At 38.5% G+C, this 19,487-nt stretch carries 12 protein-coding genes and 3 pseudogenes; 5 read left to right on the forward strand and 10 right to left on the reverse strand.

All coding sequences use genetic code 11. The annotated features are described in order from the left end of the window. Positions 1-1,223: 1,223 nt before the first annotated feature. The 3 genes and pseudogenes from GOM46_RS07025 (at position 1,224) to GOM46_RS07030 (ending at position 8,298) form a co-directional block, all read left to right on the forward strand. A pseudogene (locus GOM46_RS07025) lies at positions 1,224-1,631 on the forward strand (TcpE family conjugal transfer membrane protein). Between the two features lie 1,407 nt (positions 1,632-3,038). Further along, positions 3,039-3,236: an ATP-binding protein gene (locus GOM46_RS08480; RefSeq protein ID WP_414930178.1), complete on the forward strand. Its 198-nt coding sequence runs from the start codon at positions 3,039-3,041 to the stop codon at positions 3,234-3,236. Between the two features lie 4,768 nt (positions 3,237-8,004). Beyond that, positions 8,005-8,298, forward strand: a complete 294-nt coding sequence (locus GOM46_RS07030) for a hypothetical protein (RefSeq protein WP_235083423.1) — start codon at positions 8,005-8,007, stop codon at positions 8,296-8,298. 1,467 nt (positions 8,299-9,765) lie between these two features. Here GOM46_RS07030 and GOM46_RS07035 read toward each other — a convergent pair. Both GOM46_RS07035 and GOM46_RS07040 read right to left on the reverse strand, forming a co-directional pair. Beyond that, a pseudogene (locus tag GOM46_RS07035) lies at positions 9,766-10,039 on the reverse strand (diacylglycerol kinase family lipid kinase); the annotation flags it as partial. Between the two features lie 3 nt (positions 10,040-10,042). Then, positions 10,043-10,186 (reverse strand): annotated as a pseudogene (locus GOM46_RS07040) (IS982 family transposase); the annotation flags it as partial. Positions 10,187-10,538: 352 nt separating this feature from the next. Between GOM46_RS07040 and GOM46_RS07045 the strand changes: the two are divergent. Beyond that, positions 10,539-11,147, forward strand: a complete 609-nt coding sequence (locus tag GOM46_RS07045; RefSeq protein WP_235083424.1) for a DUF1269 domain-containing protein — start codon at positions 10,539-10,541, stop codon at positions 11,145-11,147. Between the two features lie 244 nt (positions 11,148-11,391). After that, the gene (locus GOM46_RS07050; protein WP_002893762.1) at positions 11,392-11,613 is read left to right on the forward strand and encodes a tyrosine-type recombinase/integrase; all 222 of its coding nucleotides are present in this window, start codon (positions 11,392-11,394) and stop codon (positions 11,611-11,613) included. Between the two features lie 109 nt (positions 11,614-11,722). On the opposite strand, the gene rpsI is transcribed toward GOM46_RS07050, so the two are convergent. From rpsI to pbp2b, 8 genes are all read right to left on the reverse strand, one after another. Beyond that, positions 11,723-12,115 (reverse strand): 30S ribosomal protein S9, encoded by a 393-nt coding sequence (gene rpsI, locus GOM46_RS07055; protein WP_002893764.1) that lies wholly within the window; start codon positions 12,113-12,115, stop codon positions 11,723-11,725. Positions 12,116-12,133: 18 nt separating this feature from the next. Continuing rightward, the gene (gene rplM / locus GOM46_RS07060) at positions 12,134-12,580 is read right to left on the reverse strand and encodes a 50S ribosomal protein L13 (protein WP_001044622.1); all 447 of its coding nucleotides are present in this window, start codon (positions 12,578-12,580) and stop codon (positions 12,134-12,136) included. A gap of 159 nt (positions 12,581-12,739) precedes the next feature. Continuing rightward, complete coding sequence (locus GOM46_RS07065; protein ID WP_235083425.1) at positions 12,740-13,447, reverse strand: TIGR02206 family membrane protein; 708 nt, start codon at positions 13,445-13,447, stop codon at positions 12,740-12,742. 122 nt (positions 13,448-13,569) lie between these two features. Further along, on the reverse strand, positions 13,570-14,181 hold the full coding sequence (locus tag GOM46_RS07070; RefSeq protein WP_235083426.1) for an NUDIX hydrolase: 612 nt from the start codon (positions 14,179-14,181) through the stop codon (positions 13,570-13,572). Continuing rightward, entirely contained in the window at positions 14,168-15,541 is a 1,374-nt protein-coding gene (locus GOM46_RS07075) for a UDP-N-acetylmuramoyl-tripeptide--D-alanyl-D-alanine ligase (protein ID WP_235083427.1), read from the reverse strand. Before GOM46_RS07075 ends, GOM46_RS07070 begins: the two co-directional genes overlap by 14 nt. A 53-nt stretch (positions 15,542-15,594) precedes the next feature. Next, the gene (locus GOM46_RS07080; RefSeq protein ID WP_235083428.1) at positions 15,595-16,638 is read right to left on the reverse strand and encodes a D-alanine--D-alanine ligase; all 1,044 of its coding nucleotides are present in this window, start codon (positions 16,636-16,638) and stop codon (positions 15,595-15,597) included. Between the two features lie 165 nt (positions 16,639-16,803). Further along, positions 16,804-17,400 (reverse strand): recombination mediator RecR, encoded by a 597-nt coding sequence (gene recR / locus GOM46_RS07085; protein ID WP_235083429.1) that lies wholly within the window; start codon positions 17,398-17,400, stop codon positions 16,804-16,806. Positions 17,401-17,410: 10 nt separating this feature from the next. Beyond that, complete coding sequence (gene pbp2b, locus GOM46_RS07090; protein WP_235083430.1) at positions 17,411-19,453, reverse strand: penicillin-binding protein PBP2B; 2,043 nt, start codon at positions 19,451-19,453, stop codon at positions 17,411-17,413. Positions 19,454-19,487: the final 34 nt, after the last annotated feature.

Here is a 19,487-nt window from a genome sequence, read left to right on the forward strand (position 1 = left end):
CTCTCAAATTTTGAAAAAAAGAGAGGAAGAAGGAAAACCACCAAAATAAAATTGGGTAAATAAAAAGACTCGTAAAAATGCTATGATCGGAGGAATTTTTTCCTCCTTTTTATTGTCTAATGGGTTCCTTTCCGAGCGATTACTCTTATCATAATCCAAGTCACTTCTCTCAAGAAGTATTAAAACATAGACATCACTTCAAATCAACACTAAAATGGAGCCCGCTCATACAACTATCAACTTCCAATACTACTGAATGACTATGTTATGCTTTATTTTACTCTCTCCCAAGAATATCCGATAAGCAAACAGAGCAAGTTAAACGATTAGAAAACTTCTACAACTTTGTTTCCTGATTCAAATCACAAGGTCAAATTCGAAACCCCCAAAGTGAACTTGGTCTCATCTCATTACTGACTGTAGAGGGATAATATTTGCCAGATATAAGATTTTAAATACAAAGAAAAGAAAAGATCAATAATGAGAATCCCAAAAGGAAATACCAGATAGTTTCAACTACCTTTGCAAGAAAAAATGGAAAATTCTTTATATCGGACTACCGTTATCTGCTTTAAAAAAAACATATACAAGCCTGGACAGTTTGAACGAAGAAGAGGAAAAACTAAAATTATCTGCGGGAAGATCACATTCTCTGACTCAAAACATATAGAAAAGTAGATAAAACCTTTCTTACGATTTTTCTTTACAAATTATACTAGCAATCAAGATAATTTAAATTTAATTGCACCAGATATCACTTGTTGTGTATAATACAAAAATTTTAAAACTATCGTACTATATTTATCTTAAAAATGAAAGAGGGACCACTATTGCTTATGTGCAATTACTTTTGAAGTTGGAGGAAGTTACTCACTCAGAAAACTTACTTTTACCCTCTCAGAAAAAGAACAGAAGTAAATGTCACAAAATTAGAACACACCATTCATTAAATTATGCAAACGAGACAAGAAATAGCGAGAGAAACATATGAATACTGGAAATCTCACGAACATTTCTTCAATGTGAATGCCGTTTGGATATAGGGAGCATTTGCTGTTCTATTAGCCATTAAAGCATGGCGCAATAGTCTTGCGATTACTCCCCCTTTCAGTACTAGGATTTTATGCCGTCATCGTCTCCCTGACCAAAGGGACAAAGATATCTTGAAAGCTTTGGTTGGTGCCTTAGACCTTTTCGGAATGAAAACAGGTCTTTAATCCTGAATGAAGAAAAAACTATATGACTACAGTAAGGGGCTCAAGTGCCCCTTATGGATTCAAGAAATCAAAAACGATAGAAAGCGTACACGAATTTGGTATTTCGCAACACCAATGCAGTTATCTTTGTTTATTGTCTTTCATCTTCATTGTTTGTGATGATGTTGCTTTTGCGAGGATTTATTTGATTCCAATCGCACAGTTCACACACTCTATTTCATACTTACTCTATTGGTATTTCCTTATAAATTTAGCTAAATTTTATACGGAATATGAACCTAAGGTTAAGAAAAGGCATGTCTTCATTGGAGACTATATCATTTACTTTTGATTTAAATTAAACAACAGCAATCTACCACGAAGATAGAATAAAACCAATAGATGAAAATAGTTTTTGAAAAAACAAATTTATAGAAAAGGATGGATTTATTTTTTCATGAGTATTATTTTAACTTACCCAATTAAAATGCAACAACAAAAATTTAGCACTCCAAAAAAAGAATAATTCAGTGTGACTTACTACGGATTCCTAACATCCTAATCACCATTACGGATGAAGATAAAATAAGAGAAACACAAGATAACCGTTTTCTCAAATCATGAAGAAACTAAAGAAAAAAATAAGCACTTTGAGATTTCACTAATTCCAAAGATTACCTCTTAGAAGAGAAATTCCGAGACTTTTCTGGAAGCTCTGCGAATGATTAGTCGAAACTGGAGAAGAACTCTTCGCTATACGTTATATAGAGAACTGATGAGATGGAACTTCCCTATCAGTACGATTGGGTTATAGGTGAAATCAAGGTTACGTAAACAAAACAATGGTGCAACCTAAAGAACTAAGCTACTGAAAGCTTCACTGAATTCTCTGAGAAAAAGAAAAATTGCTAAATGGATTTGGGAATGAACTTCAAAAACAGATTCTTGAAATTGGTATGACGATTATAAAAGCGATGAAGAAACTAATCTTTCAAGCTTTCTACTCTTCGTGCTAATCGTCTTACTGATGAAGAACTCTGTATTATCAAACGCCATGCACTTACCTTCGTCTATATCACCGCACTTATAAGAAAGAAGGTTCCTGGCCAATCGTTCTCAATTTCAATATTAAGACACTCTAATCAAAAGTCCTTAAGGTGGTATACTCAAAACTTGAAAGTCTTATGGTTCGTCCTTTGTTACTATCCTTCCAATTGGGAAAATATCCTGTGCAATTTCAAGGTTTTCATTTAGGAGAGTTTGTCCAAACGATTGACTTCCCTTAGAGCTACGAATAAAGGCAGGCAGAATTCATTTGATTCTAAACAAAATAAAGGGAAAATGGGGCGCTTAAACACTCGCTTTAGAAAAACATCATGGAAAGAAGGAAGGAAAACACCGATACTGTCCAACAAGATGAAAGTATATGGGGGTTTCCACCCCTAAAAAAGGTAATCTCATGAAAAAGGTGGGTAACAAAGGAAAGAAATCATTGAATACGGGGATTAACTTGTGGTATCAGCCTCAGTGTAACTCAGCTCGTCTCAAGAAGAAAGTTATTCTAAATACTCGATGATATGGGTGTTGAAATTAGCGAAGCTTACAGGCTGGCCCCTTACCCTTTTCAAGCACTTCTTTAGGAAGAATCTCTTCAGAAAAAAACACGGAGCATGGCACCACATTGGTCACAGTGCAGAGGTTTCTCTGAACTTATGCCCTTTACAAGTACTTCCTCAGGAAATCGTATTGGGTTGGTATATCGGCCGTTGTCGATAACGGATGGACGCAGGGATAACATCGAAGAAGAGCTATTGATTCTTCAAAGAATCTTAGTCCTCTATAATGCCACTGGCGGAAATAAAGAAAGATATCGCTGGTACGATCCTAAAAACCCACACATCAATCATTACAGGGGCAACAGGACACGGAAAATCTTTCCTGGCTCAAGATTATCTTTTTAGTGTTGCTTACAAAATGTCAAAACACTCTATACTCGATCCAAAACGGGAACTTAGAAAATCTTATCATGAAGTAAGTTAAATTCTCCGCATTTTTGAAACTATTACCCAGACGAAAAAACAGATTGGAAAACTTCCAATTTTGTGACTCTCGCAGTTCTCTCCCTTCTAATATGGAGTGTTTACGATACAACAATTATAGTTCTAGGAGAAAGAAAAATCCGTAGAAGTCTCTAAAAATATGCTCGAGTTTCTTTTACAAGCTGTTGATGTGTCTCAAGGATCAGAAGACTAGCAATCACAGAAAGCAATCAAGTAATCGTAGAACGTTTAGAGCAGCAGGTTGAAACAGTAGGATTCAAACAGTTTAGGAAAACAATCTCAAACTCCCATTAAAGACTGACATCAACCAAAAAAATCTGGACAGACACCACTCCGAGCGTCTAAGCCTTCACAGCGCTAGAGTGATGTAGGATAACCAATGTCAGATGCCACGTGAAGGGCTCAAGAAACTCTACAATGTGCAGGAAACAGAACCAGTGGGTGCTTTCATCTCGACCGTACTCATCTTGGAACAAAAGCCCACTCTCAGAGAACCGTACGGTATAACTCGCAAATATATAGAAAAATGAGAAGTGGCACTATCTACAAATGTTAGCTTCTTACCAGACAAAGCCTTGGATTCTAATGAAATCCGCGAAGGACGTCACTTAGCGGTCGCACGCATATAGTGGGACGCTCACCCTGATGAGAAGACTCATCATCACCACACAGCGATGTCGCTTTTAATTGCGCATAATCTGAAATGCTTGAGGTATCAAAGCCACTAATACGAATCGACCTAGCGTGCATGAAAAACGACCCCAGGACTTGAAGTTCACAAACTATTCTATTCACAGTATGTCACAGGTTCTGCTGGCCGTCCACACATGATTTTGAAACAAACTGGTCAGAGTGGCACGAGAGGATATTCTGAAAAAAAACGAATGTTGCGCTTGGTATTTCACTTTGTGTTTGTTTGGTATCGTTCACTACAACCAGATCGTGCTTATTATGGAATCATACTCGAATAAGTACTCCCTAGGAAAAACACAATTCTAACTAGAGTGTGTGCCCTCTGACTATACCGAACTGCACATAGTGAGTATGTCCCACTTTAGTCTCCGTAAGTAGTACAACGTTTATTATGGATGAGCTACGGAAATATTAATATGATTGCAATAACATCTATATTGAAATGATGAGTATCGATATGCTTTTGACAAACCCGCAAATGAAAGCCCACTGTATCTTCACTATTTTGAGCAAGCGCAATAACCTAAACGGGCTCGTGAAGGTGGATATGTACAATTTGACCTCTATTGTTAAAATTTTACCTACATGGAAGACCAACAGGTTCATGCAGCCATCACGGCTTTTTAAATAGAATCAAGGCATGCCGGATGAGTGCTCCACAAAATGAACTTCCTTTGTCCAATCTCTTCTTGTGTAGTCATCAATGCTTAACTCATCGTTTAGTTGGCTAATCATTTACTTTTGTTCTTTTGTTCAATTTCCGAAAAACACAGTACTACTGTAAACTGACGAACTCCGAAAGATAGGATCTTCTATGGTTCCAAAACAATACAAAATTACAGAACAGGGCATACGTTACGCGAAATATCAATCATTTCATCTAGTTTGCAAATTAATTCTTTATTGGTACGCACGGTTTATTGATTCACATCTCATATAATTACTAAACCATCGAGTATTTTCTTGTCTTAAATAGGATCAGGATCGACTAAAACTACTTCTTCGATGTTTGGTAGCTCATGCTACTAGGATTCTAAGTCATATTTTGGTATTACCAATGCCCCATAGAAAATTCCGGCAGGACTTTATTATTGGATACCTCCGCAGCAAGCAATGTTGTATTTTTTCCTAACGACAAGACAAGGTCATATAGATCAAACAAAAAGATGGTGAAGTCGATTGCAGGTGAATATGCCAAAAAGACAAAAGTCTGTAAAAGTTGAGGTAGAAGTACTTAGTGCCAGTGCCATAGCTAAGAGCTGAAAACTCATATAAAGCCTATCTTCACTTGTAAATACTGGCCAAGAGAACGGCAAATACAAAAACGTCCCAAAATGGAAAAGAAGAAGATTTCGATGATAGCAAGGCCTTGGAACTAGTGATAGTAAAGGCATTTCACTGCCGGTAAAAACAAAGAACGTTCAATATCTGGACGAACTAGGTAATGGTGCTAATGAGGATGGGAAAAAGGAATCGTGGGTTTCTGCAATGCCAGATTTATCTTTATACGCACATTTATGTCATCTTTAAGGATAGAAGCATTTGTCTTAGCATACAATCATTGTTATTCAATTATTAAATATAATCGCCACAAATTCTATGTGTAACAATGATTCTCATATTCCAATCGTTCTTCTTATTTCTTATTCCTCGAATGCAAGATTTAATTTTGGGTTCTTAAAAGTTATGTTGGGAGGTTAGCCTTTCCAGTATCTTAGTTTAGTTTATTAATCTGTAATTTTCTACATCGAAAAAAAATTGTAGAAAATAGATTATCATAGTTTTGATACTATTTGAAGAATCTGCCATCCTTAGTCTACTGGTCTAGTCTTAAGTTATTAGTTTCGGTAGTTGCTACAGGGTGTCATACTACTTCCTAATATGTAAGTACAAAGCAGAATTATTCAATTTATCCTGGCGTCTAAAGCTAGAATGGTAACATCTGAATATGGTACTTTCTTTCTCAGGTCGAGAATGCGTACATAAAACAAAAGAAATTACATCTCAAATTCCAACTCAAAGCTTGAAGACAGCTCAACATCTGGAACTTTACACTAGCAGGTGCTGGATTTGCTAGTTGAATGTAATGGAATAGCAAGAGCACTTCCAAAAATATTGGCTCCTATTTTACACAAGAGATTCAAATCCATCTATAGAGAATCCGCAGCCTAACCAAGCTGAAAAACTCCAAATTACACCGAACCCTTCTGAAAAAACTAATCATAAAATAGAAACATTCATAAAAACATTCAAAAGCCCGTTGTTACTTTAATGTTCCCACAAGAAACTACTCCACACTAATGAGAATTTCAAACTCTGAAGGAAGAGAAAGAATTTCACCTTCAAGCAGCATCGGATCAATAATATTGAACAGCAATTAGAAAAAATATAAGATTCCAATCAATGTATTAACACAAGGTTCAAATGCTTTTCACTCGTGCTTATCGAAAAACAATGGACACAGATAATAAATTGAAAGCAAATATCGAACGACGTAATCGATGTACTCAACGACTAAAATCAACTGAGAGGAGAACTAAATGAACATTAAAATACGCTCAAGAAATTGCCTTCCCAAAAATCCTTTTGAAGAAACACTTTACAATCTTTATAGAGAAGAAAACGTTCTGTCGATGTCCTTGTTAATTTTTTTTCCGTTTAGAGGAAGAACAAGAACAAATTATGACCAAGTTAAATCTCATTCTGTGTTTTGGATGCTACTAAGTGGGAGATTCGGAACGTCTTAATTTACGGCTTATATTAAACCCTAAAATTAGAAAAGGAGATTCTAGAAAAAAAACTAAAATGGTATCTATTGTCCTTGCCTCATTCCATTAATAATCCAGTCTTCTGTAATTATAATCTCATGGGAGTAATGGGGGAAGTGCAAATAAGATCTCCCAAAACATCAAAAGATTTCAAATATGCTGAACACTGGTCAGATGGAGGACCCATATACACATAATCTCCTTGTTATCGGTATGGTATACAAGGGCTGAACATTAGACGGCTTTTTAGAACATTAGGAATCGCGTTTGACCGAAACAGTATTAACGGGAGGAAAAACTTTAGAATGGGAAGCTAAGTCTAAACTTAAGATGTTCGTGGGAATTGTAGCAATCGCATTAAATGAAAGTTCACTAGGAACGGCTGGTGGTGGCACGAAATCCAGGCGCTAATATGTTTGGCTTTGTGCATTTGACTCCAATCCAGACAACGCGAAGGAATTCAATGATGATATAGCAGGTGGTTAGTCTAAATCAAGCAAACAATTATTGGAAATAAAAAGAAAACCTTTAAAATACAGGTGATAAAAGCTCTCAAGTAGCGAATGAACTCTTAATAGTTATATAGAGGTGGAGTATATTTTTACAGACACTGCGGTTCGGAAAACGGAGAGCAGAAACCATGCAAAAACACTCGATCCAGTATATAGAGAAACATGGAGGAACTCCAACAGCATCCAAAGGAAACAAATGTCCTGGTTCTAGAATCACTTCAAGCGAAATTCCATCAGGATAGCGACATCCACACAAAAACTATTGATACGACTAATTATATAAGCTAGTACCTATCCCTGGGGACAATGTACTTGGTTTGTTTTTTAACAGAGCAAAGCACCTGGAATTACTTTGACCCGTACATGGGGAATGGTAATCAATGGATGGATGAATAATCTGGGTATTCCAACCACGAAAACACCTACGGAAACACTTCCGCCACTATCATTCTATCAAGTCAAGCTTGGGCAGATCCCGTAGACGGCACGTAGCATTTGTAGCGCAAGTTAAATTCTGTGGTTTCTATACTATATCCAATCGAATTTAAGGACTTGGGACTAGTCAGCTATCGCACATTGATGCAGAAAACAGCTAAACAACTTTCTACATATGTCTTAGACATTAGGAAAGGAGAAAATAGGTTAGTACAATACCTGAGAACAGACACAAGAAATTCAACAAATGATTGCAACTCTCTTGAAAAATGAACATCAATCACTTTAAAGAAGATCGGGCAGACAGTCCTTTCTTAATAAAAAGCAAAACTTGTAATTATTGGGTGGATCTAATAATACTTTAGAATCGGGATTGCTATGGGGACTCCCTTATAGTAAAATCTGGAAAAATCCATCGTTTAACAAGGAAAGTATCAATCCAGTGGATGAAATCGCATTAGATGATAAGCGCATAAGGACGGCAAAAATGGGGCATTTCAAAAAACAAAAAAGGGATCCTATAGGCTTAGGGTATATATACCCGCGACGTTCAAGGAAAAGCTGGGGATTGGAAAACGAGTTTGAAAAACGATTCAAAACTCGCAGAGAAGCAAAGGAAGCAGAAATCAAGTAAGCTGGTTGGACAGTGAAAATGCACGTTTAGAAAGGTGTCTACTTTATCGCAAAGGAAAGGAGATATTCTTTCAAAGGACTTAGTGTAAAGATATTGGGCATAGAAACCTTATAAGCAGGGCAAGCCCTGCTACAATTAAACACCTAAGCGGTAACATCTTTCAAACTCGAAAATCTCTTTCGTTTGCAGATTCTCCCGTTCTAGGTAATTATTCTATTGATCATCTCAATGAAAAAAAACAACTAGTTTTTGTCACTTCTACCCCATTATCAAATTCTTATCCAACTTAAATTAGTAGAGGTACTCCATTCTGCTTGGCTGCGGCAGAAGAGCTTGAAATATATTCAAGTCAATAAGGGAAAAAAAGACAATCAGTAGAATTAAAGTAATAAAAAATAGACTCAAAGAAAGTAAAAAGTTTGAAGACTCTGAACATTAAAGAGGAGAGGAACTTAAAACAATGGCTACAAGGCTATTTGAATGAGATCTAAAAAATGATCTGAATGGAATTAAAAGAATTTATGCCTTTGGTCGATACGACATTCTTTTATCAGATCGAAAATCAGAAACCTAGTGCTCCCAATGGAAACATTCAATTTTGAAAAAAATGAAATTCTCATTGAAAAAGCATATACAAATCGGGAAATCTGAAATCAAACCAACAAGGAAATAAAAAAAACTCTAATTTAAAGCACCTAAAGAAACTAATGAAATCCTGCACCGTTGGGAAAATAGAACAAAAAAAGCAAAACCTAAAGCTGTTTGGAATCAAACAGAATGAAAAAGAACTCGTTTTTACATATAACAACGTAGAAAAAAACGGTATTTAACGTTCCACCTCATACTGATTATCTTAATCATGAATGAATACTATTCGAGAAGGAATCCGGAACTTCATCCAGCAATTCTCCTTCACAATTAAGACACACTGCGAGCAACTTTAGAAGACGAGCTGGTAACATCATTAAAGCTATTCAGAAGCACTTATCATAGTGACATCAAAAACGAAGACTTATGTCAATACTACTGAAACAGTAAATCAACAGCAGGAGAAAATAGCCTTTAGAAGTTCTCAAAAAGTAATAGGGTGAATTGGGGTGAACTTTAGTTTTTTGAACAAAAAAAGACAGCCAAGAAAAATTAATCTGGAATGCTGTTAAACGTTAGATATAATCGTGTTGATTAACGTTTTGTTTAGGCAGTGGTTGACATCCAATCAAAACATCGGTTCGCTGTTTTCTTGGGGCAAATGTGCAAGCATAATCTCTATTCGAACTAAGTCGCTAGAGCTATCCTAAGTGCGCACGCCAGTTATCCATAGAAAAAAACACTTGCAAGATGCAAAGTGTTTTCGTTGTATTATGCTGTCCAGCAAACGGGAATTAACGTTTAGAGAACTGGCTAGCTTTACGAGCCTTTTTCAAGCCTGTTTTCTAGTATTTTTATATCTACTGGCAGATTATCCTACTTATCCCCATCAATATCTGACTCTAACTCAACCTCTGAAGAAATCCAAATATTGCGTGCTTTGATATATTCGATATTATTGTTACCTACTAGATCCCCTTTTTAATAAATCTGGGATAACCGATAATTTAGAAATGATGGATGAATCCTTTAAAATCAAGATATTTCCATATCCATCTGTATTTTCATCAAATAGTTTTTTGTCTGCATAGTAATTAGATAGAAGAACTAAGACCTGAGTAGCTTCACCTTCATAATTGCCATTTTCGCTTTCAAAAGGTAATAATTGCTTATTCATAGCTTGGCGAATCAGTTGCACCAGCCAAATTAATTGTCTTGACCGACGAATAAAGCGACTTCTTTCAAGGATTCGACCATAAGGAAACAGTTGGCAGATTCTATAAAAGTGTCGTTGTGATTCGGCACGCTCATCAGACTCGCTACACAGAGCTGGTACATAATATCTGCTATAATTTTCTGGAAGATTTGGTCAAGCGGTCTTTTAGCCGTGTGACAGGCATACAGGAAAAACACTATTTATTTACTTTTTGCACGGGAGGCTTTAAGAATCTAATGGACATCTTTCTTGATAATCACTCAGAGTCGCCAGAGTGTCTGGCCCGAGATATGGCAAGGATATACCGCTGCCTGCACCAGTCCTTCGACGCTGACAAATTGCGACATATCATGTAAATTGTCGCATAAAAGTAGTTTCAAAAAAAAGAAAACTGTGTTATAATGTATATGTAATTTTTAGAAAAGAGGTACTAACTATGGAAAACCTAGTAGTTTCAATCTTTAACACTGAAAGCGAAGCTTATCAGTCCTTTGCGGATTTGAAGGCTTTCCGCCAAACTCAGACGACCAAGGTTGCTCAAATCGCCTTGGTCAAAAATGAAAACGGTCATATCGTTGAAAAAGAACGCTATGACTTTGAAGATTCAACGACGGATGCAGCCCTAAAAGGTGGCTTGTTCGGTGCAGTTATCGGGCTTTTGGGTGGTCCTATCGGCGTCTTGTTTGGTTATGGTATGGGTAGCCTCTATGGTTTGGCTGCTGGTGATACCATTGATACGGCAGAAACTGGCCTGATTGACGTTGTTTCTCAGAAATTGACTAACGGTGAAACAGCCGTTGTTGCCTTGGTGCAAGAAGACAACGAAGCAGTCATCGATGCTTACTTCACCAAGTACGACACCCAAATCATGCGTTGGGATGTAGCAACCGTCGTAGCCGAAATCGAAGCAGCTCTGCAAGTCCAAGAAGACCTCTACAACCAGGCACGTGCACAAATGAAGGCTGAACGTAAAGCCGAACGCAAGGATAAACTTGAAGAGTTCAAGGCAAACATCAAATCAAAATTTGATAAATTGAAAGCCTAACGTCTAAGCGTCTCATAAATTTAAATGTGACTGAGACACCATTTAAAATTTATGTGCGTCGGATTCTCACAGTTAAATAATTGCGTTGACAAATCCGTTACAGCCGTTCTTCCATTCTTTGAAAAGAATGTTTAATAGACAAGAAATCTGGACTAGTATTGGTCTGGATTTTTTTGTGAATATAGAGGTCATAGCTTTTTGACTATGCTTTGTTATAATTAGAAAGATTTTAAGTTTTATCAAGATGAAATCAGTCAGACGCAGGCACCCTGAACTAGCACCAGCTTCCCCACACAAACTAAGACATACTGGTGCGACACTCGCAAAACAAGCTGGGGTTTCTCTTGAAGCCTTCTCAGAAGCTCTTACTCATAGTGATAAAGAGATTACAAAAACTTACGTTAATATCAAAGATAAAGTCAATCAGACTGTAGGTGATATTGCTTTTCGTAGTTTAAAAAATTGATGGGGTGAATATGGGGTGAATTTTGGGGTGAACTTTGATTTTTTGAAACAAAAAAGACATCCAAGAAATAATTCTTGAATGTCTGTAAACGTTGATATAATCGTATTGATTAACGTTTTGAGAATTGTGATGCTTTACGAGCTTTCTTAAGACCTGGTTTCTTACGCTCAACTTTACGTGAGTCACGTGTAAGAAGTCCTGCGCGTTTCAATGAATCGCGGAAGTCTGGGTCTACTTGAAGAAGGGCACGAGCGATACCGTGACGGATAGCTCCTGCTTGACCAGCGTATCCACCACCTACAACGTTAACGAAAACGTCGTATGAACCTGCAGTTGAAGTAACTGCGAATGGTTGGTTGATGACCAAACGAAGGTCAGCGTGTGGGATGTACTCTTCAACATCTTTTTTATTAACAGTGATTTTACCAGTTCCTGGAACAAGGCGAACGCGTGCAACAGCGTTTTTACGACGTCCAGTACCTGCATATTGTGCTTGTGACATACTTTATTGTTCCTTTCCTTAGATAAGTCCTGAAATATCAAGAACTTCTGGTTGTTGTGCAGCGTGAGTGTGCTCAGCTCCAACGAATACTTTCAATTTCATACCTTGAGCGCGGCCAAGAGTATTGTGTGGAAGCATACCTTTAACTGATTTCTCGATCAAACGTACTGCATTTTTAGAACGAAGTTCACCAGCAGAGATTGATTTCAATCCACCTGGGTGGTTTGAGTGAGTGTAGTAAATCTTATCAGATGCTTTTTTACCAGTCAATTTAACTTTTTCAGCATTGATAACAATTACGAAGTCACCTGTATCAGTGTGTGGTGTGAATGTTGGTTTGTTTTTTCCGCGAAGTACGCTAGCAACAACTGCTGAAAGGCGTCCAAGAGGTACATCAGTTGCGTCAACAACGTACCATTTGCGTTCTACTTGGCCTGGTTTAGCCATGAATGTAGTTTTGTTCATGATTTCTCCTATATGAATGTCGTTTTTGTTTACAGGGCGGATGTTCCGGTCCGCAAGTTATTTGAAAGGTTCCGGGGCCTTACAAATGGGGTAAACAATACCGCCTACTATTGTATCAAAATTCTCAGATAAAAGTCAAGCGGTTGGGAAAATATTTTTTCATTTTTGCCAGATTCGTAGTCTTCTTTCACCCTTCTCCTCAAGCATGGTCTGAAACGCCTTAGAAACTAAGTAAATAGCGCAAGTCAAGAACAGCGTAACCACTATATAATTGATCAAAGGACCGTGGTCTCCAACCAATGGTGGTTTTGTCAAAAAGCCATAATCTCCACCCGTCATTAGATTAACCACAAAGATCAGCGCATTAAGCGAAGATGTGATGACTAGGATTCGTTTGAAATCCAATAAACTAGCATCATAGTCCTTTAAAAGATAAATCAAGGAATTTCCAAAGAGGGCTAAATGTCCGAAAATAAAAGACAGAATAGCGATGTGGGGGAAGGGATAGGGATCTGGCACTGGATAAACAAAGGCTGCCAATGTCCCAAAGGTTCCAAGCACAGAAAAGTACTGTTTGACTCTAGAGATTCCCGGGGTCAAAAGCACTACAAACATTGCTAAACGGCAATGATAAAAGGGCAGACTTTCTGTCAGAGGCATCTGGTTGACCAAATACCAACCGTAGAGAAGGATTAACTGGGTCGCCTGTAAAATCTGGAAAAATCGTTGACAAACTTTTTTATCACCATAACGATAGGCAAGAAATACAGTCAATGCCAATAAACTAAATAGACTTCCATACCAAAAAAGATCAAATCGGGGTGGCTCCGTAGCCTGGGTGGTAAATAAAGCATCCCAAACATTCATGTAACTTTCCTCATTTTCATATAAGCCATTCTCTTACTTATCTCTATAGATCATAGCTTACATTTATTTCTAATATTTTTGTGTTCCAAAGAAGCTAGTGGCCTTAAACTAAAACAAAGCTTCTAATCAACATATTGTTCCCGCTCACCCTGATAAACCTGCCATAGGATATCCATTTGTTCCTTAGTTATTCTTTTTTCAGATAAGGGAGGGAGAGCCGAAATGTCAAAAAATCCTAATTCAGCAACTTCTTGATTTTCTTGAAATTGTCCATCTAATAACTGACAGTCAAAGACGAACTTTGCATACTGCTTGTTCTGAAGTTGAAAGCGGTTGGTATCAAAAATTGCCAATAAAGAACCTACTTCTGCCGAAAATCCTGTTTCTTCCTGAACTTCTTTTCGGATATTTTCCTTGGGAGAAAATCCGACTTCGCCAAAGCCACCAGGTAAGGCCCAAGTATCCTCTCCTTGTCCTCTAACCAAACAAATCTTCTGGTCTTGAACAATCCAAGCCCTTACATCCATCAAGGGAGTTGCATAGCTAGCTGTTGGTTTTAAAATTGCAGTCAATTCCTCTTGATCGAGCTCTGTTTGATCTTGCAAGACACTCCATAAAATCTGACGTAAATCCTCATAACGTTCACGGTCAAAAGGATCCTTTGTATAGGTCAACCCAGTATCAGTAATGGCTAACATTCTCTGAATAGCTTTGGCGAAATCAGTTGTGCTCATTTTCTAGACTTTCTACTAGCTTAGCTAGATTCATAGAATTCGAACCTTTAAGCAAGATTTGGTCATGTGCACCAAGACTTTCCTTAACTTGCTTGACCATGGCTTCAAACTGGTCTTCTTCAGCTGTTTTCTTGAAGTAGTAAACATGGCCAATTGGGAACATTTGACTGGCTAATTGAGCCAATTCAGCAATGTCTTCACCATAGAAAATAACAGTATCAAGAACATCTGGTGAAATGCTCAAAATCATCTGATTATGAAGTTGAACAGACTGATCTCCAAGTTCTTTCATATCTGCCAGAACTGCGATTTTCTTACCACCTTCATTTGCTGGAATAGCTGAAAATGTTTCGAGGATGAGCTTCATAGCAGTCGGATTGGCATTGTATACATCTGACAAGATATCCGCTCCGTTGGCAGCCTTTTTCCACTCGGTACGATTGCGGGTCAATTCTAGGTTTTGGAAGGCTTGATGGATTTGCTTCTCAGTCACTCCTTCTTGAAGAGCTACATAAGATGCAATCATGGCATTGGTCGCATTGTACTTACCAGTTACTGGCAAGTCGAGAGCCTGCTCCAAGAAATTAGCCTTGAAAGTCAAGCTATCCTTACGCTCAATCAAATCTGTAATTTTTAGTTCTGCACCTGGACCAAAACGAACTACTTTTTGGTCAGCTGGTAGATAATCCTCAACAATGGGATCAGCTGGTGCCAAGAGCAAGGCACCCTTTCCCATCCCATCAGCGATTTGCAATTTCCCTTTGGCAATCTCTGAACGGTCCTTGAAGAAGGCCAAATGAGCTTCTCCTACCAAGGTCACAATAGCTGTCTTTGGATGAGCTAGTTCAGATAAGAGATGGATGTCTCCTAGGTGATCCTGTCCCATTTCCAAGACTAACTTCTCAGTATCATCTGGCATATGAAGAACCGTGTAGGGAAGGCCAATCTCGTTATTGTAGTTTCCTTGCGTTTTGTAGGTTTTGTAACTTGTAGAAAGCAAATGAGCCAACATATCCTTGGTAGTAGTCTTCCCATTTGAACCTGTAACAGCAAAGACATCGACACCTGTCTTTTGAAGGTAATAGGCCGCAAGTGCTTGAAAGGCTGTCAAGACATCATCTACTAAAATGTAAGGATGACCTTCTACTTCCTTTTCTGACAGGGTTACAACAGCGCCATTTTCAAAAGCTGTCTCTATAAAGTCATGACCATCACGCGCCCCCTTTAGTGGCACAAATAAATCTCCAGGCCCAATCAAACGACTATCAAACTCAGCCTTGACTAGCGGGCTATCCGCATATCCTGTCACATCATTTTTTGCATCGACGGCACGCGCAACTTCGTGAATCGTAAGTTTCATGTTTACTCCTTTAAAAAGGGGCAAGGAGTCCTTCCCCGCCCTTATGTCTGTCTTTACAATAGGTGCGCTTCACGCTTGTCAAAACTTTCCTTAGCAAGATCAACTAAACGTTCAATTAATTCTGGATAAGAAATTCCCATATTGTCCCAAAGTAAGGGATACATAGACCATTGAGTAAATCCTGGCATGGTGTTAAGCTCGTTTAGGAAAACTTCTCCCTTATCTGTATAGAAAAAGTCACAACGTGAGAGACCAAGTCCACCAATAGCACGGAAGGCAGTTTCGGCATTCTTGCGCATTACCGATACCACATCATCGCTAATCTTAGCTGGAATATCCATCGTAATCTTATTATCGATGTATTTTGCTTCATAGTCATAGAAGGCTACATCTTTGACAACTTCACCTGGAAGCGTGCTCTTGACATCGTAGTTTCCTATGAGACCAACTTCGATTTCACGTGCATTGACTCCTTGCTCTACCAAGACACGGCTATCATACTTGAAGGCAAGTTCTAGAGCTTGATGGAGTTCCTCTTTAGTTTCAGACTTAGAAATACCAACACTAGAACCCATATTGGATGGTTTGGTAAAAACTGGGTAGGTTAATTTTTCTTCGACTTCTGCAATCTTAGAGGCCAAGTCATCCCCTTCAACAATCGCTACGTAAGGAACTTGGGCAATCCCAGCAGACTCCAAAACACGTTTGGTAGTAATCTTATCCATGGCAAGGCTTGAAGATAAGATATTGCAACCGACATAAGGCATTTTCAAGACTTCTAAGAAACCTTGAACGGAACCATCTTCTCCCATAGGTCCATGAAGAACTGGAAAGACAACGGCTCCTTCTTCGTAGATAGCACTTGGAGCAATTTTCTTGTCCCAATCAATCGTTTCATTGGTCATGAGACGTTCATCTTGTCCAGGAGTTTGGGTAAATTCTTGGGTTTTGATGAAATCACCGGACTGGCTGATAAAGAAGGTTTTGACTGCGAAACGATCATAGTTAACCGCACGCATCACACTCTCAGCCGACAATACAGACACTTCACGTTCTGCACTGCGTCCACCATATAATAAAATTATTGTTTGTTTCATATGATTGTCCTGTTTCTACTAGAATACTTGCTCTTTAGTATATCACATTTGTCTCTTTTTTTAAACTTGAATAGCAAAAAAGAGACTGGATTAAAAATAAATCCAGCCTCTTAGTTTCTTAAAATCTTATCTATTAGCTAATTGCCTGTTCTATATCCTCACAGACTAGAGTTCTGTACGATTTTCGATGGCTCTTAAGAGCGTCACTTCATCTGCATATTCGATATCAGCTCCGACTGCTAGACCTCGTGCTAGACGAGTAACCTTGATTCCTGCGGGTTTGAGAAGTCGTGAGATATACATGGAAGTCGCCTCACCATCAGCAGTCGCATTGGTCGCTACGATGACCTCAGAAACTTCGCTATCCATGAGACGTGTCATGAGACTCTTGAGATTGATGTCATCTGGGCTAATCCCATTCATAGGTGAAATTAAGCCGTGTAAGACATGGTAAAGACCGTGGTATTCTTGAATATTTTCCATGGCAGCGACATCGCGACTATCTTCCAGAACCAGAATCGTGGATTGGTCACGACTAGGGTCTGTACAGATAGAGCAAGGGTCCTCGTCTGTTAAACGTCCACAAATAGTGCAATAGGTCAATTCTCGCTTGGCCGCAAGGAGATTTTTTGCAAATTCATTGACATCGTCATCCGACATTCCAATGGTATAAAAGGCCAGTCGGGTCGCTGTCTTAATCCCAATACCAGGAAGTTTGGAATAACTGTCAATCAACTTAGCAATAGGTGTTGGATAAAGCATGGCTTCCTTTCTAATTCATTGGATGGTGTTGGTTGTATAGATTGATAATGTCGCGAGCAATTGCTGGCCCAACATTTTTGGTTAAATTGGTATTATGAGGAAAGACTACTGCAACTGCAATTTGAGGATTTTCTGTTGGAGCATAGGCCACGGCATTGGTATTATTAGCTTTTTGACCACCAGCTACATAGCTTTCAGCTGTACCGGTCTTACCACTGATAGAAACAGTGGCGCCATCTGAAAACGCCCGTCCTGTCGTAAGGGGACTAGTTCCATGCGATACTTGGTAAAATCCTTGGTGCAAGATTGCCATATCTGATTCAGAAATATTAATTTTATTCATTTCGGTGCTAGTTGTTTGCTGAATCAAATTTCCTAGACCACCTTGCTCATTATTATCGTAGACTCCTTCTACGATATGAGGAGCCAAGCGAACACCATTATTAGCGATTGTTGCCACATACTGGGCCAACTGCATCGGCGTATAGTTATCAAACTGTCCAAAAGCATTGTACAGATAATTAGCCAAATCAAAGTTTTTAGGAATAAATCCTGTTGATTCCTCTGGTAAATCAATCCCTGTAGAAGCACCCAAACCATACTCACTAAAAGTCGCGCGTAGTTTTCCCATCGCAGACTCTAGTTTGTCGGTCTTAACTGTCATATCTGGTTGATAGGTTTGACCCATCATTCCCAAAGCAGTTTGAATCATATAGGCATTAGAAGAGTATTCCAAAGCCTCGACTGCTGTAATCGGGAAAGAACCATAAGCAAGAGTATACCAAGAATTGATAGCTGGGGATCCTTGGAAAACGATTGGTTGGTCTGTCAAGGTCTGGTTCCCCTTAAGAACACCATTTTCCCAGCCTGAGCTGATGGTAGCCGCTTTAACGACAGAACCCGGTACAAAGACATTGGTCACTGTCCCTAGTGAGTCTGGTGTCAATTCACCAGTCTCCAGATTATGCTTCATCCCTGACATTGCCAATACAGCACCTGTCTTAGGATTAAGGGCTACTGCATAAACGCCTTCTGAGTATTTAGCACCACCATTTGCAAGTTCAGAATTGAAATAACTCTTCAAGAGGCTATCAACACTATCTTGGAAGGTCAAATCAATGGTTAATTTGATGTTTTTACCCTTGCTACCTTCTTCGATATTCTCTACGCTCTCCATGTCTCCGTGCTTGTCCAAATGGATTTCCTTGATCGTCCGTTTACCTTGCAAGACTTCTTCGTATTGTTTTTCAAGGTAAGAAGTCCCGACACGGTCATTGAGCGAGTAACCTTTTTTCAAATACGCATCCACTTCTTCTGCTGGAAGTCCGGATTTTTCACTAGAAACAGTTCCAACAATAGATGAAAGTGAGGTTTCTAAAACCTTTCGATCCCATGAAGTAGAGATAGAAATACCTGGCAATTTCTTAGAAGCAGATGCAATCAGAGCTACCTGCGTATCCGTCAAAGGATCGGTTTGGATATTCCCTGTCGCAAAATTTTCTACTGAATTGAGTTGGCTAAAGAGGTAGATTGCCTTCTTTTCATCATCAGAATAGTTCAGCTGATTCACTGCAATACTCTCAGCAGCATTATTATAGAGTTCAGATTCAGAAAGTTGATTGCCATCTGAATCATACCGTTTATCTTTTGGAAGAGCTTCGACTGTCTTCTTATAAACTTCGGTATCAGCCAAATAGTAGTCAGCCATTTGACGGTCAGTCAACTCTGGAGAAGTAACTGTTACGTAGTCCAACAATTTTTTAGAAATGTCTTTTAGATCAGCTGCAGTCATCTTGTTGCTTCGTGTGAAGGAAACAACTTGCTTAACGGTATTTTGAACCAAAGGCTTTCCTGCCGCGTCATAGATTTCTCCACGAGCAGAACCCATAGTTACACGAGTTTGACTAGCAGAAGCTAGTTTGTTTTCGTAAAAATCCTTATGAAGAACTTGCATATAAAGCAAACGACCAATAATTGCTAAAAAGAGCAAAATGACGATTGCAAACAACAAATTAAGCCGTATCGGTATCGAGTGGCTATTGAATTTTCTCATACGAATCAATCTCGTTTCTAATCAAAATCTTACT

The organism is Streptococcus infantis, from assembly GCF_021497965.1.
Lineage (GTDB): Bacteria > Bacillota > Bacilli > Lactobacillales > Streptococcaceae > Streptococcus > Streptococcus infantis_B.

Coding starts and splice junctions, on each gene's coding strand:
- GOM46_RS08480 (WP_414930178.1), top strand. CDS start 3,039: ATGCCACTGGCGGAAATAAAGAAAGATATCGCTGGTACGATCCTAAAA.
- GOM46_RS07045 (WP_235083424.1), top strand. CDS start 10,539: ATGGAAAACCTAGTAGTTTCAATCTTTAACACTGAAAGCGAAGCTTAT.
- GOM46_RS07050 (WP_002893762.1), top strand. CDS start 11,392: ATGAAATCAGTCAGACGCAGGCACCCTGAACTAGCACCAGCTTCCCCA.
- rpsI (WP_002893764.1), bottom strand. CDS start 12,115: ATGTCACAAGCACAATATGCAGGTACTGGACGTCGTAAAAACGCTGTT.
- rplM (WP_001044622.1), bottom strand. CDS start 12,580: ATGAACAAAACTACATTCATGGCTAAACCAGGCCAAGTAGAACGCAAA.
- GOM46_RS07065 (WP_235083425.1), bottom strand. CDS start 13,447: ATGAATGTTTGGGATGCTTTATTTACCACCCAGGCTACGGAGCCACCC.
- GOM46_RS07070 (WP_235083426.1), bottom strand. CDS start 14,181: ATGAGCACAACTGATTTCGCCAAAGCTATTCAGAGAATGTTAGCCATT.
- GOM46_RS07075 (WP_235083427.1), bottom strand. CDS start 15,541: ATGAAACTTACGATTCACGAAGTTGCGCGTGCCGTCGATGCAAAAAAT.
- GOM46_RS07080 (WP_235083428.1), bottom strand. CDS start 16,638: ATGAAACAAACAATAATTTTATTATATGGTGGACGCAGTGCAGAACGT.
- recR (WP_235083429.1), bottom strand. CDS start 17,400: ATGCTTTATCCAACACCTATTGCTAAGTTGATTGACAGTTATTCCAAA.
- pbp2b (WP_235083430.1), bottom strand. CDS start 19,453: ATGAGAAAATTCAATAGCCACTCGATACCGATACGGCTTAATTTGTTG.